Origin of the sequence: Aquimarina sediminis (assembly GCF_002895435.1) — a bacterium.
GTDB lineage: Bacteria > Bacteroidota > Bacteroidia > Flavobacteriales > Flavobacteriaceae > Aquimarina > Aquimarina sediminis.
In genome coordinates, this window is the sequence record NZ_POYJ01000001.1 from 737,332 (window position 1) to 753,669 (window position 16,338).

20 protein-coding genes are annotated in these 16,338 nt (G+C 30.5%); 18 read left to right on the top strand and 2 right to left on the bottom strand.

The annotated features are described in order from the left end of the window. Positions 1-23: 23 nt before the first annotated feature. The 12 genes from C1X07_RS03270 (at position 24) to C1X07_RS03320 (ending at position 11,687) form a co-directional block, all read left to right on the top strand. Positions 24-1,382: an MBOAT family O-acyltransferase gene (locus C1X07_RS03270; protein WP_317046064.1), complete on the top strand. Its 1,359-nt coding sequence runs from the start codon at positions 24-26 to the stop codon at positions 1,380-1,382. Positions 1,383-1,423: 41 nt separating this feature from the next. Next, positions 1,424-2,395 carry a hypothetical protein gene (locus tag C1X07_RS03275; protein WP_103068526.1) on the top strand — a complete coding sequence of 324 codons (972 nt, stop codon included), beginning with the start codon at positions 1,424-1,426 and terminating at the stop codon, positions 2,393-2,395. Positions 2,396-2,663: 268 nt separating this feature from the next. Next, a complete protein-coding gene (locus C1X07_RS03280; protein ID WP_103068527.1) occupies positions 2,664-3,791 on the top strand; it encodes a helix-turn-helix domain-containing protein in 1,128 nt (375 codons plus the stop codon). Positions 3,792-3,884: 93 nt separating this feature from the next. Beyond that, on the top strand, positions 3,885-5,312 hold the full coding sequence (locus C1X07_RS03285) for an amidohydrolase family protein (protein ID WP_103068528.1): 1,428 nt from the start codon (positions 3,885-3,887) through the stop codon (positions 5,310-5,312). 190 nt (positions 5,313-5,502) lie between these two features. Then, the gene (locus tag C1X07_RS25350; protein ID WP_206604201.1) at positions 5,503-5,778 is read left to right on the top strand and encodes a formylglycine-generating enzyme family protein; all 276 of its coding nucleotides are present in this window, start codon (positions 5,503-5,505) and stop codon (positions 5,776-5,778) included. Between the two features lie 74 nt (positions 5,779-5,852). Beyond that, positions 5,853-6,200 (top strand): formylglycine-generating enzyme family protein, encoded by a 348-nt coding sequence (locus tag C1X07_RS25355; protein ID WP_206604202.1) that lies wholly within the window; start codon positions 5,853-5,855, stop codon positions 6,198-6,200. A 255-nt stretch (positions 6,201-6,455) separates the two neighbouring features. Further along, on the top strand, positions 6,456-7,184 hold the full coding sequence (locus C1X07_RS03295; RefSeq protein ID WP_103068529.1) for a DUF4328 domain-containing protein: 729 nt from the start codon (positions 6,456-6,458) through the stop codon (positions 7,182-7,184). Between the two features lie 118 nt (positions 7,185-7,302). Continuing rightward, positions 7,303-7,839, top strand: coding sequence for a sigma-70 family RNA polymerase sigma factor (locus C1X07_RS03300; protein WP_103068530.1), 537 nt, complete (start codon positions 7,303-7,305; stop codon positions 7,837-7,839). 58 nt (positions 7,840-7,897) lie between these two features. Then, positions 7,898-8,785, top strand: a complete 888-nt coding sequence (locus C1X07_RS03305; protein ID WP_103068531.1) for a PhzF family phenazine biosynthesis protein — start codon at positions 7,898-7,900, stop codon at positions 8,783-8,785. Between the two features lie 246 nt (positions 8,786-9,031). Then, entirely contained in the window at positions 9,032-9,637 is a 606-nt protein-coding gene (locus tag C1X07_RS03310) for a Crp/Fnr family transcriptional regulator (protein WP_103068532.1), read from the top strand. 71 nt (positions 9,638-9,708) lie between these two features. Continuing rightward, positions 9,709-10,197: a pyridoxamine 5'-phosphate oxidase gene (locus tag C1X07_RS03315; RefSeq protein ID WP_103068533.1), complete on the top strand. Its 489-nt coding sequence runs from the start codon at positions 9,709-9,711 to the stop codon at positions 10,195-10,197. A gap of 593 nt (positions 10,198-10,790) precedes the next feature. Beyond that, positions 10,791-11,687 carry an alpha/beta hydrolase gene (locus C1X07_RS03320; protein ID WP_206604203.1) on the top strand — a complete coding sequence of 299 codons (897 nt, stop codon included), beginning with the start codon at positions 10,791-10,793 and terminating at the stop codon, positions 11,685-11,687. A 91-nt stretch (positions 11,688-11,778) separates the two neighbouring features. Here C1X07_RS03320 and C1X07_RS03325 read toward each other — a convergent pair whose 3' ends face one another. After that, positions 11,779-12,153, bottom strand: a complete 375-nt coding sequence (locus tag C1X07_RS03325; RefSeq protein ID WP_103068534.1) for a Fur family transcriptional regulator — start codon at positions 12,151-12,153, stop codon at positions 11,779-11,781. 117 nt (positions 12,154-12,270) lie between these two features. After that, positions 12,271-12,675: a winged helix-turn-helix transcriptional regulator gene (locus tag C1X07_RS03330; RefSeq protein WP_103068535.1), complete on the bottom strand. Its 405-nt coding sequence runs from the start codon at positions 12,673-12,675 to the stop codon at positions 12,271-12,273. Positions 12,676-12,769: 94 nt separating this feature from the next. Here C1X07_RS03330 and C1X07_RS03335 point away from each other — a divergent pair, with 94 nt between their 5' ends. The 6 genes from C1X07_RS03335 to C1X07_RS03360 all read left to right on the top strand — a co-directional run bounded on the left by C1X07_RS03335 (position 12,770) and on the right by C1X07_RS03360 (position 16,198). Next, the gene (locus C1X07_RS03335) at positions 12,770-13,168 is read left to right on the top strand and encodes a hypothetical protein (protein WP_128755182.1); all 399 of its coding nucleotides are present in this window, start codon (positions 12,770-12,772) and stop codon (positions 13,166-13,168) included. Positions 13,169-13,307: 139 nt separating this feature from the next. After that, a complete protein-coding gene (locus tag C1X07_RS03340; RefSeq protein WP_206604204.1) occupies positions 13,308-13,766 on the top strand; it encodes an SRPBCC family protein in 459 nt (152 codons plus the stop codon). After that, complete coding sequence (locus tag C1X07_RS03345) at positions 13,759-14,136, top strand: DoxX family protein (RefSeq protein ID WP_103068538.1); 378 nt, start codon at positions 13,759-13,761, stop codon at positions 14,134-14,136. The genes C1X07_RS03340 and C1X07_RS03345 overlap by 8 nt, the downstream gene beginning before the upstream one ends. A 70-nt stretch (positions 14,137-14,206) precedes the next feature. Further along, entirely contained in the window at positions 14,207-15,007 is an 801-nt protein-coding gene (locus C1X07_RS03350) for an arylamine N-acetyltransferase family protein (protein WP_206604205.1), read from the top strand. Beyond that, on the top strand, positions 15,004-15,564 hold the full coding sequence (locus tag C1X07_RS03355) for a Crp/Fnr family transcriptional regulator (protein ID WP_103068539.1): 561 nt from the start codon (positions 15,004-15,006) through the stop codon (positions 15,562-15,564). The genes C1X07_RS03350 and C1X07_RS03355 overlap by 4 nt, the downstream gene beginning before the upstream one ends. 73 nt (positions 15,565-15,637) lie before the next feature. Beyond that, positions 15,638-16,198: a DinB family protein gene (locus tag C1X07_RS03360; RefSeq protein ID WP_103068540.1), complete on the top strand. Its 561-nt coding sequence runs from the start codon at positions 15,638-15,640 to the stop codon at positions 16,196-16,198. The last annotated feature ends 140 nt before the right edge of the window (positions 16,199-16,338 follow it).

The following is a 16,338-nucleotide window of genomic DNA, read 5'->3' on the forward strand; positions in this document are numbered from 1 at the left end:
ATAAAAGAATCCAAATTCAGAATTTGTTTATCCTCGCATCCAGTTATATTTTCTATGGTTTGTGGGATTGGAGGTTTTTATTTTTGATACTTGCCAGCACCGTTGTCGATTTTTTTGTTGGTCAGGCTATTTATTCTAGTGATTCTAATCGTAGTAGAAAAATCTGGTTATGGGTAAGTGTTATTTTTAATGTTAGCCTTTTAGGTTTTTTTAAATATTATAATTTCTTTGTTGATTCGTGGGTAGATTTTCTTTCTGTTTTTGGATATCAATTAAAAAGCACCTGGACATTACAAATTATCCTACCTGTCGGAATATCTTTTTATACATTTCAGACCATGTCTTACTCACTAGATATTTATTACAGGCGACTTACACCTACCAAAAATTTTATATCATTTGCTACTTTTGTAAGCTTTTTTCCACAATTGGTGGCAGGACCAATAGAAAGAGCATCTAATCTTTTATCCCAGATCACTTCCAAAAGAGTTTTTAACTATATCCAATGTACAGATGGATTAAAACTTATTCTTTGGGGCTTGTTCAAAAAAGTCGTTATCGCAGACGCCATAGCACCTATAGTAGATGATATTTTCATGAATTATACTGATTACTCGGCATCTACCTTAATTCTTGGTGTCTCGTTATTCAGTTTTCAGGTTTATGGTGACTTTAGTGGGTATTCTGATATTGCTATAGGTACTGCCAAACTATTTGGTATTGAACTAATGTCTAATTTTAAGTTCCCAACATTTTCAAGAAATGTTGCAGAATACTGGCAAAGATGGCATGTTTCTCTTTCTACCTGGTTTAGACATTATGTATATATCCCATTGGGAGGTAGTAGAGTAAGTAAGCTTAAGTCGGTTAGAAATATCATCATTATTTTTCTTGTTAGTGGTTTCTGGCATGGTGCAAATTGGACATTTATCATGTGGGGAGCAATTCATGCTGTTTTGTATATCCCTGTATTTTTAATGGGAAGAAATCGTATATATATGAATAATGTCGTTGCAGAGCATAGTTTGCTTCCTTCTTTTAAAGAAATACTCCAGATTTTGCTTACCTTTTTTCTGGTTACATTTTCAAGAGTCTTTTTTAGATCACAATCAATCACAGACGCATTTGGATTTCTAGAACAGATATATTCTAATTTCTCGTTTGAAACCTATCAACATCCATTGGGATATCGAATGATAGATTATTTTGTGTTACTGGGAGTTTTCATTTTATATGAATTTAGAATTAGAAGAGATGAGCGTGCTCCCTTTAAATTTAAATCCAAAACTGTACGATTTGTAGCGTATACTTTAGTAATCTTAGGAATGTTATTGTTCTTTGATGACAACATCGATAGATCATTTATTTATTTTCAATTTTAAATCTTAATAGTATAAGTTACACAAAAAACAATTACTGAGGCATGAAAAAACTTATCCTAAAAAGTGTTTTATACATATTTCTAATACTCATATCGCTAGAGGTACTGGTTCGTATTTTTCATTTAGGAAAAGACACCCCTACCCGATTTCTTGATAAATACAATGTAGAAAAATGGGCTCCTAATCAAAATGGCTTTTCGGTCACAGGAAATCGTAGACAGAACTTCTCTGAGTACCATATTAACACCTCAGGATACAACTCTTATCGAGAATTTACACCTACAAAAGATAAAGTAGAAGTCGCATTAGTTGGGGATTCTTTTATAGAAGGGTTTCATCAGCATTATTATAATTCTATCGGGAAAAAAATAGAAAATTCTTTACCTAAAATTGAAGTCTATGAATATGGGTATGCTGGATATGATTTTGCAGATCAATTACATCTAATACATTCGTACAAACACCAATTTGATGCCATTGATCATATCATTCTTGGTATAAAATTTTCTAATGATTTGACACGAGGGGAATATCAGGTAGTTAAAAGCAGATTAGCTTTGGAATCTCCAATTAATAAGTTATTAAAAAAGAGTAAGCTACTGGTTTACAGCAAAAGTATTGGTATTCTGGATCCTCCACAAGAATTGATGTATAGGTTATTGAGTCTACTTAAAACCAAAAAAAAGAAAACTCTAATAAGTGATGATGAAAAGAAAAGAATAAAAGAAGATAATGAAAAAAAATCCCTCGATAACTTTAAAAGCTTAATTTCTAAATACGGATATGATAAGAAACGTTTTACGCTCCTTTTGGACTCCAGAATAACAAGTCCTCTTTTCTTAACTTATTTAAAAAATAATGAGTTTAGTTATATAGATTTTTCATCATCTTTTGCAAATTCTGATCGCTCTACCACTCTAATTTATGATCGCCATTGGAACGATAATGGCAGAGATCTTATCGCAAAAGATATAACCGAGTACCTGATAAATATCAATTTGATTATAGAATAGTCAAAAAAATAAGTTTTGTAAACTGATTAATATAGCATCATATTTTAGAATATCTATATCAAACAGAATTTAAACCAATGTCATTTTGAAGAAGGAAAAGGCAAATAGTACTAGCAAACTTTAGTAAAATTTAACCCTAGTACATCAACAAAAATGTACATCAATTTGGTTTAAAAAGTTTTATTAATTTAGCTACTAAAACAGCTTTTATAGAGCCTACCGTTTACAACTACAGTTTATTTTCTAATCTAAATACTAATTAATCATATTGAAACTAATTATTGATTTTATCTTAATCGTTGGTATTGTTTTAAATACAATAACGCTTTTAAAATTATTCAAAACAAAAAACAATCAATTACCCAAGAAAATACTTATCGTATTTTGGTTTTTTATTCTTTTTATCATTATACATTTTTATGCTCAATTACACAGATTAAATTTTCTTTTAGCACCAACTTTTATATTAGAAAATGGTTCACGCTTTTTGTTAGCCGTATTAATGTACCTGTATGTAAAATCTGTTTTTCAAAGCGAAAAAAACTTTATAGCAAATCATTTTGCTCATTTCATACCGTTTATTCTTTATGTGCTTTTATATACATTACCCTCTTCTATAAACTATGCAACTGGTAAAAATATCTTCCTTTATACTCAATTTATAAACACACATATAAATTGGGCTTTGATAAAAGATTGTTATGGTATTGTTTATTTGCTAATGGCTTTACATACTTTTTACAAATATGAACCCAGATTAAAACAGTTTTTCTCAGGTTTTAAAGAGCGAGATTTTATCTGGATTAAGAAGTTTGTAATCCTTTTTTTAATAGCAATAAGCGTCGATTTAGTTATTACAATTTCTGAAATATCTTTTGGATACAATGTTAATTGGGATGCCTATATTACCCTGATTTTTGTTATTGCTGCCATGAGTTATTTAGGATATTTTGGTTTGACTCAAAAAACATTTTTTTTAACTGAAATTGCTTTAAACCAACCTTCGTCAACAAAAGATAACGACCATCAAAAAACCATAAATTCTGTAGAAGAAAACAGATTAACATCAAAATTAGAAACGCTTTTTAATGAAGAAAAGATTCATTTAAAATCCGATTTAAACCTGAGTCATTTATCACAAAAATTGCAAATTAGTAGTAGGCAATTATCAGCTTTTTTAAATGATGTTTTGAACACAAATTTTTATGAAAAAGTAAACTTCCATCGCGTTGAAGAAGCAAAAAATATATTAGTGACAGATAAAGTACTTCAATACAAAATTACTGCTATAGGTGAATTATGTGGGTTTAACTCGAAAAGTAGTTTTTATCGAATTTTCAAAAAGTCGACAGGCTATTCTCCTTCAGAATACAGGCATGTTTTTTTAAAAAAATAGTCTCACTGCATGTATTGAGACTTGAAAAATTAAGATTTATGTAACCTCAAGTTGATATTTGCGCCTTATTAACAACAATCAAAAAACATAATCATGAAAAAGTTTTATCTCATAGCATTATTTATAATTTTAAATTCCAGCTGCTTTAACAAAGTCATATCACAGACCTATCTATCATCAGATCAAGAAATGGTTTATGCCATCAAAAATGTAACTATCATTTCAATGACAGAAAACAACAAGGTTATTGAAAATGCAACCGTTGTAATACAAAATAAAATCATACAATCGATTAATGGTTCCATTCCAACAAATGCCAAAACAATTGATGGAACTGGAAAATGGCTTATTCCGGGACTTATTGATATGCATGTTCATACTCTTGCAGAAGGAGCTCCTTTTGTAATTTACCCTACCAAAGGTCCTATAGTAAGTTTTAACACCCAAAACATAATGACTCCGTATATCGCTAATGGAGTTACAACTATCTTTGAATTAAGTGCTAGACCAGAAAATATTGGGCAACGCAACGAAATTATAAGAGGAGATGTCATTGGACCAAGAATAGCTTTAGCCAAAGCAATTGGTGGAAAAAAAGCGAATCTTACCGCTAAAACCACATCCGATGCAAGAAATGCAGTACGTATTGCCAAAGAAGAAGGATATGAATTTATTAAAGCATATACATGGCTAAATGAAGAAGCTTTTAAGGCAGTTGTAGAAGAAGCTAAAAATCAAAAAATGAAAGTTGTGGGTCATATCCCTGAAGTATTTCATGAAAAACCAGCAAAAGATTTTTTTATTCCTCACTTTAGTTTAATCGCTCATGCCGAAGAATTATCAAAACAAACGAATGATTATAGTTACAAAAAAGCACTCGAGTTTGCTCATTTGGCCAAAGAAAATGGTACCTGGTTAATCCCTAATCTAACCAATATGGTATCAATTAGCAAACAAGCCAAATCATTAGAAAGCATAAAAAAACTACTTGGTTTTGAGTATATCCACCCGCTAATGCAAAGTAAATGGATAACTTCTAATAGCTACTATGGAGCATCAGACAAATTAATTGCATACTATAACAAGTTAATCAATTTTCACATTCTTATCGTAAAAGCTTTTAAAGAAATTGGCGTGCCTATGGTTGCGGGAACAGATGCTGGAATTTCTGGTGTTGTTGCGGGGTTTTCACTTCACAACGAACTTAAATTATTAGTAGAAGCTGGTTTATCGAATGAAGAAGCTTTGGCTTCAGCAACACGATTAGGTGCGCAATGGCTTGAAATTGATGACAAAATAGGAACCATCGAAACAGGCAAGTTTGCAGATTTAATTTTATTAGATAAAAACCCGTTAGAGAGTATTAGCAATACACGCAAAATTTTTGGAGTTTTTGTGAATGGTCAATGGATTGATAAAAACAAAATTGAAACCATGCTTTCAGATATTGAGAAATGGAACAATATCAACAAAGAAAAATATGATTGGAAAGAAACGCTAAGAAAAATAAGGGAGAAATAAAATGTGCCTAATTCGACTGACCTCATAACCGTAAAGTGATCAATCGATTGATTCTTGTATATTTATAATTGCACAATAGATACAAGGTGAAAAATAACAATCAATGCGCAGAAAAATCAAAAAAGTAGATTAACATTCTGTACAGTTACCATACACATAGTAAACATTAACTCATTATTAAAAGAATAAAGTGGAAACAATAAGAGATAAAATAGACAAAGAGGTAATTGATGAGTTGCTTGTGACCATTCCGGCTGGAACTGTAGATATGCGAGACGATCGAATAAACAAAACTTGGTCAGTCAACATCGATTCCTTCAAACTATGCAAATACCCAGTAACACAAGAAATATATAAAGTGATAACTAACAAAAATCCTTCTACATTCAATGGTCATAAATTACCCGTTGAGACAGTTTCTTGGAATAATGCAGTGGCTTTTTGTAATGCCTCTCTGAATCTTTAGGAAACGACAAATGTTATATTATCGACTTAACAACCCAAAAAGTTACTCTGAATTCAAAAGCAAATAGATTTAGATTGCCAACAGAAGCTGAGTGGCAGTATGCTTGCCAGGCAGGAACCAAAGATATCAGGCATGGGGATTTGAGTAAAATTGCATGGTATAAAAGTAACTCTGATAATCGACCACAAAAAGTCGGGCTAAAAGAACCGAACGAATGGGGACTTTATGATATGTTGGGTAATGTTTGGGAATGGTGCTCAGATATTTACGACGAAACTGTTTATAGGGCTTACCGTGTTTTTCGTGGTGGTGGCTGGTTTGACCTAGAAAGAAGTGTTATGGCGACAACTCGAAGAAGAAGTCATCCTTTCTCGTTTAAAATAGATGACTTAGGATTTAGAATAGCAACTAACTCGAAATAAAAAACCAAAGACTCAATTGATAAAAACACTTCCAAGCTCTAGCAAATTGTGCTACCAATTATAAAAGAGTAAACTCCTATACCAACTCATTCTGGATATCTTCATTCACTATCCCAAATTGTTTATTTTTTTGAGATTTATATCAGTGATATCATACATCAATTTTGTGGTACCAAAAAAGAAATTACTTAACATCAAGTAACAATTGAATCAGTTAAGACACTTACATAAAACGTTACTACAAAACTGAGTAAAATGAACGAACTAGAAAACATCAAAACCGAAGGTTTAATAGAAAAAATTGAAATCTGGGACAATTCTAAAAGAGCAAAATATTTAATAAATATCTTTTGGATAATAACCGGATTAACAATTACAGGAATAATCTCTAACTACTATGAATTAGAACTTCTTAAAAACGCTCAAATTGAGCAATACATTGATGAGGGTGAAGCCAATGCCAATGATATGAGACAAGGGGTAATCGGGATTGTCCAATTTATCATTTACATCATCTCGGTAGTACTCTTCCTTAATTGGTTTAGAAGAGCGTATGGTAATTTGCATAGGTTAAAAATCAGTTATTTAAATCATAAGGAAACTATGGCTGTATGGTCTTGGATTATTCCTATTATCAGCCTTTTTAGACCAGTGCAAATAATGACAGAAATCTGGACAGAAACTCAAGAAAAAATAAAAAAAATGGACTCTTCATATCTAATAGAAAACGGGGGGTTTATAATTGGATTATGGTGGACCTTATTTATAATATCAAATTTTATAGGAAAGTACGTGGTTAAAACTGCTTTCAAACAAGATACTATTGAACAGTTAATAGAAGGTTCTCGCGCTATGATAATATCAGACCTGATTCAAATCCCAGAAGCTTTATTAGTTATTCTAATAGTTTTTAGATTGTCAAAAATAGAATCAAAATTAGCAGACGAAGTAAAAAAATCTGGTGGAAACATTATTTATAAATAATATCCAGTCACAGAAAAACAAATACCTTAACTTTAACTCAGGATCTATATCCCATTAAAAGAAAATACAGCTTTGACTTATAAATGAACCATTATTTGCATCCAAAACAACTGAAATAATGAAAAAAGAAGTAAATACTATTTGGATTGACCTAAATGAAGAACTTTATAAATTCATTTTAGGAAAAATAAAAAATGAGCAAATATCAAAAGATATACATCAAGACGTCTTCCTAAAAATTCAAACCAAAATTCATCAGTTAAAACATACGTCTAAGTTAACTCCTTGGGTTTACCAAATCACTAGAAATACAATTATCGATTATTTTCGAAAGGCAAATAATAAAAATATCTCGATAAATACCTTAGATATTCCCGAAGATCAAAATGAAAATTTCGATTACTCAAAATTGACAAGCTGTATCAATAAAAAAATAGAAAGTCTTTCTTCTAAACATAGAGAGGCAATTGTTTTAACTTCTTTTAAAAACTACAGTCAAAAAGAATTAGCAGAACATTTAAAAATATCCTACTCCGGAACAAAATCAAGAGTTCAAAAGGCTAGAGAAATTTTACGAGAAAATATTATCGATTGTCCAAATGTAGAATCAGATACCTCCGGAAAATTAATAGACTTTGAAAATAGTCAAAATTAATTACGTCTTTTTCTAATGAGTCGCGTCCATATCATGTAACACTAAAAAATTATTAAAAATGGATCGCTCAAAAACAGTTACGGTACAAATTCTTAACGCTTTTACAGAAAATGGTAAAGGTGGTAATCCAGCAGGTGTAGTTTTAAACGCAGATAAACTATCTGATAAAAATAGATTAGAAATATCTAAAAAAATTGGAATATCAGAAATCGCTTTTGTTTCAAAATCAAAAAATGCTGATTTCAAACTAGATTTCTATACTCCAAAAATGCAAATTGCACATTGTGGACATGCTACAATAGCAACATTTTCCTATCTAAAACAAATAGAAGTTCTAAAGAATGATAATTCTTCTAAAGAAACCATAGATGGAAAACGAGAAATAAAAATGATAGGAGATTTGGCATTTATGGAGCAACTGGCGCCACAATATGTCAACATGGATCATAAGGAACATATCATCCTAAAATCTTTAGGGTTGAAGAAAAATGATCTTATACCCAATGCCCCTATTCAATTAGTAAATACAGGGAATTCATTTATACTGATTCCTGTTAAAAGTAAAATGGTTTTAAAAAATGTAATCCCTGACTTTGACCTAATAAATGAAATAAGTGAAGAATTTGATCTAATTGGGTATTATGTGTTTTCTACCAACACAGAAAATTCTGAAAACGATGCTACCGCAAGAATGTTTGGTCCACGTTACGGAATATCAGAAGAAGCAGGAACAGGAATGGCTGCAGGACCTCTTGCCTGTTATTTATTCGATATTATAAATATTAAGAAAAAAAGTTTCCTCATCCAACAAGGTAAATACATGAAAAAACCTTCGCCAAGTTTGATTATAGTTAACTTACAAGTTAAAAATGGGGAAATTGAGAGTTTAATGGCAGGTGGTAAAGGATTATTAAAACAGAAAGTAGATATTCAAATAGAAATGTAAACTAATAATAGTGCAATACACTATACTAAACCTGTTATTGCTACTTCTTAAATATAAGTTTAAAAAATGTTTTACGAAGCATAACTCAGCCAATGCAATCCTTCTTCAGGGAATATAATTTGCGATAACTACCTGTTACAAAAATACACTTCAAAATAATTATAACTCTTAATTCTTTGGAGTGTATTTTTATACAACAAGACTATAATTTCTTATCTTTTCACTTATTAACAACAACCATAGATAGTGGCACATTATAACCTACTTACAAAAGACAATTCATTGCTAAATGAAATCCTCAAAAAAATAACAAGTGAATATTCTCACCTATCAAAAGAGACTATTGAGGAGTGGAAAAAGGACATTCAGGTTTTGCAATTAAAAAAGGGAACTCAATTGGTGAGTGAACATAAATATACCAATAGACTTTTTTATATCTATAAAGGAAGTGCAAAGGCATATCACTTAAAAGACGGAAAAGCCATTACAGACTGGTTTTCTTTTAACAATGAATTTATATGTGCTATCACAGGTTACTTTTTGGGACAACCAAGTGAACATTGCATAGAATTAACCGAAGATAGTGTCTTATTAGAATTTAAAAGAGAGGACATTAACATGCTTTCAGATAAGTATTTTGATTTTGAACGATTTACAAAAAATGCCATTACCAAAATAATGCTTCAATTACAACAAAGAGTAACCTATCTTCAATTCTCATCGGCTAGGGAGCGCTATGCCTTTTTACTACAACAATATCCAGAAATAGAATTACATATTTCGTTGGGAGATATCGCGTCATATATTGGTATCACACAAGAAACATTAAGTCGAGTGAGAGCTAAAAAATAATCGAATTTGACTTATGTCAAAAGATAACAGTTTTTAAATATTGATCTTTACAATATTCAAAAAAAGTAAAAATGCATATCAAGTCAAATTGGAAATTAATACGCCAACATTTTAATAATAGTTTTAAAACAAGTTTATCTGTTTCTATCGCTTCTGTCGATCGAGACAATAACCCTACGATTACTCCAATAGGTACTTTTTTTTTAAACAAAGACCAAACAGGTTTCTATTTTGAACAATACACTAGAAATCTACCTAACAATGCCACAGAAAATAGAAACATCTGTGTTATGGGGGTAAATAGTAGCAAATGGTTTTGGATAAAAGCTCTTTTTAGGCTAAAATTCGATTCTTATCCAGCCATTAAACTATATGGTATATTAGGAGAGAAAAGAAAAGCTTCAACTATCGAGATTTCAAGATTAAATCGACGAATGAGAATCACTAAAGGATTAAAAGGAAATACATATCTATGGAAGAGAATGGAACATGTTCGTGACATAAAATTTATCAAAGCAGAAGGTGCAAATATTGGTAAGATGACCAAAGGATTATTATAAAACACCAAAGAAAATACATGATCACCTACTTCTTTATTGTGATTTTTATAAACATTTTAATTAAATGAACAAATCATTCAAATCCCTGAGAATCGTAATACTGATTCTTACCGCTTTTCTTTTATGTTATCACTTTTTCAAATTATATACTATCTATTTCGGAAATGATCTAGTAAGCTCTACTGATTTTTTAAACTCATATAAAAGTAGCATTTCTTTTTCAACAATATTAACGATACAAAGTGTTCTTAGAAGTATTATAATTACTAGCCTCTTACTCATCATTCTAAGAAAAAATATAGGAATACCTCTTATGTGTATTGGAATTGGAGTACTAATTATTTCTCAATTTTTTGTTGTGTCTCGATCGACTAATGAAATGATTAATTCTATTCATTCTGGATTGAAGCCACTAAAAGGTTTAATTTTACCAATAATTATAACTTATTTGTATAAATTAACTTCATAAAATCAAAGGGTATATGATGTCGTGGATTATTCCATTAAAAAATCAAGATTACAAATGGATTGTTTTTTTAAGATATAGAAATAAACCTTTCATTAAAAATTGAGTCTTAATGCAAAACCAAATAATGAAATTACTTGCTTTAGCTATATCTCTCTTCTTATTTAGTTGTGATAATGAAGATACGGAGATCGTAACACCACAAATTCAGAATTTGAAAGCTACAATTGAATATGACAAAATCAATGGGATAGATTCTAACTTATTGAGTATGGATGTTTATTACAATAGTGATACAAATACTTTAAAACCCATTATTGTTTATATACATGGAGGAGGCTGGAGTATTGGAGATAAATCAAATGAAATCGAAAATAAGTTAAATTTATTTCGCTCTTTAAACTATATCCTGATTAGTGTAAACTATAGGCTAAGCCCTTTTCCCTTTGAAGTTTCAAACGCAAATAGAATAAAGTATCCAGATCATAATATTGATATTGCCAATGCAGTATTATGGATTAATGATAATATAAAAATGTATGGAGGGAACAAGGATAAAATAGCATTATTGGGACACAGTGCCGGAGCTCATCTTGCTGCATTAACTGGTACAAACAAAAGTTTTCTTGAAAATGTAGGTTTAGGTCTTTCTAATATTAAAGGCGTAGCCGTTATTGATACAGAAGGCTTTGATATTAATGAACAGATAACAAGTGGCGCTAATCAAAACATGTATATTAATGCATTTGGCACCAATATCATTGTAAATAATGAAGCCTCTCCTATCCACAATATTGTAAATACTGTTTCTTATCCAAAGTTTTTTATTGCCAAAAGAGGAAACCCACAAAGAGTTAGATATGCCAATAATTTTATTGATGTATTAGAAGCAAATGGAGTTTCGGTATCTCATGTAGATGGTAGTATATATGATCATAGTGGAATAAACAACGCTATTGGAGAATCTAATGAAGTTCTAATCACCAACTCCTTAAAGGCTTTTTTTGCTGAATGTTTCCAATAAAAGTAATCATCATCCACTTGTCTTCCTTTGCAAATAAATAAAGTTGTTTTAATGTTCATATCGCTCTGTCAAATCTATAACCGCATATGGATTATGAGCAATTAGAACAAAAACCAGAAATAACTCCATTAAAGTTATGCATGGTATAATCGCTTGGTAAAGAAACTTTCACTTCTTTCTCTAAGCATTCTACTTTACCACATCCTACGCATCTAAAATGAAAATGATTATGGTTGTGTTTTTTACTTTCACAATTTATACAAAACGCAAAATACTGCTTACCATCATCTCCAACAATTTTGTGAACAATTTTATCTTCACAAAAACGATTAAGAATTCTGTAGATTGTTGCCCGATCAATACTATCAGATACATTCTTTTTAATCATTTCATGATTTAGCGCTGATTCTGAACTTTTTAATAATTCAAGAATCTCTTTTTGCGAGCTTGTCTTTCTTCTTTTCATGTTAGATAATCAGGTTCTATTAGCTAAGGCGTATTTAGTTTCTGTTTTAAAGTTAGTATATTTTTCTTCGGTTCTCCCCGTTGTTTTTGACAAATATCTTAATAATAACCAGTTTTCTTATTCCAAAGAATCCAAAAATGACTGTATTGTCCTTTTTCTATCTTCTATCGCTTTCTTAACAAATTCTTTTGGAGCATCTGTATTTTTATCATAAGTACCTCCCCAAATTATCATATCAATCAAAATGGGAATTAGAGATTTACCCTTTTCTGTAAGCGAATACTTTTTCATTGTTTTCACTTTTTCATACTTTTCACTTCTAATTATGCCTTCTAACTCCAACATCTTTAACCTATCTGAAAGAACATTAGTTGCAATCCCTTCTCCTGCTTCAAGAAATTCTTTGTAGAAACACTTTCCTTTTAGTGCTACATCTCTTATAATTAGAAATGTCCACTTATCGCCAAAAAAATCCATGGTATAGCTAATAGGGCAATTCGACCTTTTAACAATTTTCCTCATACATTTACTTGTTTTTTGCAAGTGATTATATATATTTGTTTACTTGCTTTTCACAAGTAACAAAGATACTTCTATTAATCTAAAACCATTTAACATGAAAAAAATAATCTTCGGAACGGTCATTTTTATACTCGTTTCGTTTGCTACTCAGTCTATTTCGCATTTTGTAATTAATATAGAACACTATGCTTCTATACCATTTATGAGAAAAGAACCTATTTTTATTCTTGGATTTCTAACAATGACAATACAAGGTGTTGTTTTATCATATTTATTTCAATTTTATAGCGACAATGAGGTTACTATACAAAAAGGTCTATTTTTTGGTCTAATGATAAGCGCGTTATTTGTTAGTTATCCAGCCTTAGTAGAACCTGCCAAATATCAGGTACCTAATGTTCTAAACTGGGTACTGGTAGAAGGTATTGTTGGTATATTTCAATTTACTCTATTCGGAGTTTTATTAAGTCTTACCTACAAAAAACTTAAATAACGAAATATCTAATCATGGCTAATCCTGTACCCTAGTGTCTACAAAAAATCTTAAAAAACTTGGAAAAACTTGTGTAACCAAATGGTTACTTATATATTTGTAACCGAACAGTTACGTAACTAAACAAAACATGAACAATTTGAACTACAAGACATTAACTATTACGAAAAGCTTTAATGCACCTATAGAAGATCTATGGTTAGCTTGGGCACACCCAAAGTATCTAATACGATGGTGGGCTCCAGAAGGAATGAAATTAAATATTCTTGAACATCATTTCGAAATTGGTAAGAAATGGAAATACTCTATGCCCTTACCCAATGGAGATGAATTTGTTTCAGAAGGTATTTATAAAGAGATTAGTAAACACAAAAAAATTATCACTTCTGCCGATTTTAAGCCAATGACAGAAAATGTAGAGTTACAGGTATACTTTAAAGCTGAAGGTGATACTACCCAATTAACCTTTAAAGTAATTCATCCCACAGAAGAATATTGTAAACAACAAGAAGAAAAAGGTTTTTATACTGGATGGGGAGGCGCTTTTGAAAGATTAAATTTTTTCGTTAATAACATTAACTTATTAAAAAATGAATAGCACAAGATCACAATTACTTTTTTATCGGATAGCAACTGGATTACTAACATTAATGTTGATAATGACCGTTATGAACAGTGTTTTTAATACCGAATTTAGTTCTAGATTTGTAAGACTAGGTTATCCAGAATATCTCATTATTCCATTAATGATTGCTAAAGTAGTGGGGATAATTACTATTTGGTCCAATGTATCATCAATAGTAAAAGAATGGGCATACATCAGTTTTTTCTTTCTCTTCATATTGGCATTATTAGCAGAAATTAATGCTTCAGATACTGATTATGTATCCCCCGTTTTAGCACTAATTCTATTACTATCCTCCTATCGTATCTGGAAGAATATTACCAATAAAAATTCGAAAGAATAAAAGATTATCATATTTTTATATCAACTATCAATTCGATGAATGTATAATACTAAGAAAGAAAATATCTTCAATGGCATTCGCAAATAATCTTAATATGGATATCACCAAGTACTTATATAGAATTAGATACACCGGCAGTTTGACTCCTACAAAAGAAGTGCTGGCAGATTTGCAGCTTCATCACTTATTGAATGTTCCCTTTGAGAATCTGGATATTCATTATCAAAATCCTATTTATTTAGATCTCGAAAAAATTTATTCAAAAATTATAGATGAACAGCGTGGTGGTTTCTGTTATGAATTGAATGGACTATTTTTTGAGCTTCTTATCTCTTTAGGGTTTAATGCAAAAAGAATATCTGCTCGGGTATTTGATAGCAAAAAGAACGATTATGGTAAAGAATTTGACCATCTAGCCATAATTGTAGAAATACAACAAAATGAATATTTAGTAGATGTAGGCTTTGGAGATTTTACATTTAATCCTTTACATCTAAAATTAAATGAAATTCAAAACGATCAAAGAGGAGATTTTATAATAGAAAAATACAAAAATGAGTACTACAAAGTATCCAAATTGATTGATGGAAAATGGCAACCAGAATATATTTTTAGCCCTGAAACTAGAGAATTAAAAGAATTTGGTGGTATGTGTACATATCACCAGACTAGTCCTTACTCCCACTTTACTCAAAAGAGATTGATCACTAAACCTTCAATAAATGGTAGGGTTACTATTACCGGTGACCAGCTAAAAATTACCGAAAATGAAAAGGTAATACTCCAAAAATCATTAACAAACAAAAATGATTGGCAAAATCACCTAAAGAGCTATTTTGGCATTGATGAAATCATACTAAAAAATTCATGAAAGAATTCTTATCCAAAATACATAAGGTAAATGACAGTATTCTGGAAGAGTATATTTCTCACTGGACTGAATATATTGTCCCAAAAAAAACAATAATGACTGCTAGCGGAGATACTGAACGGTTTATTTATTATGTACAAGAAGGAATTCAAAAATCGTACTATCTTAATGAAAGTAAGCAACATATAATTGCTTTTGCATACGCCCCATCTTTTAGTGGAATTCCCGAATCATTTTTTACTCAGACTCCGTCAAAATATTTTTTAGAAACTATTACTGACAGCAAATTCCTGAGGCTTTCGTTTGAAAAACATCAACTCCTGATGCAAGAACATAGAGAAATAGAGACCTTGTTTCGCAAAACAACAGAGCTCTTTTTAATGGGAATGATACAACGACATCATGAACTAATGGCTTTTGATATAGAAACAAGGTTTAAAACATTTGTACAAAGAAGCTCACATTTGCTAAATATGGTTTCGCAAAAAGATCTTGCTTCATATTTAAGAATTGATTCTACTAATTTCAGTAAGCTTATAAATAGTATCCACATTTAAAATCTTGGTGTATACCAAGAATAGAAAGTACAAAAGTCAAGACCTTTGTTTTAAAACATAACAATACAAATACATGAATAGCTGGATAGGTCGGATAGACAAAACTACAAATGAATTTATACATACTTTTGGCTCGTTAACAGATAATGAACTAAATTGGAAACCCAATCCAGAAACCTGGAGTATAGCCCAAAACATAGATCACTTAATCATTATCAACCAAAGCTATTTCCCCATTCTTTCTCTTATAAAATCTCCAAATTACAAACCTCCATTTATTGCTAAACTTGGTTTTATTGTAAATTTTTTAGGCAAAAGTATTCTTAAATCGGTACACCCCGACAGAAATAAAAAAATGAGAACTTTCTCAATTTGGGAGCCAACAACTAGTCATAAAACACTTGATATACTTAAAAAATTTAATAACCATCAAACCGAACTAAAGAAAGAAATCCTGGCATCAAGAGATCTCATCAAAAACAAAGTAATTATTTCTTCTCCAGCGAATAAAAATGTCGTTTACACGCTCGAAACTGCTTTTGAAATCATTGTAACCCATGAACAAAGACATTTGGAACAAGCTAAAGAAGTTTTAAAACTACTACCACAATCTACTCCTATGACTCAGTCTTAGCGACAACATGATCTTATATTTATAATAAACATCGAATTATTAACTAAAAATGATAAGAGCCAAAAGTTAGTATCTTTGAAAAAATCATAAGAGAATTTAATATCTATAAAGTCTACTTTTAATCCAGATATACAACACCA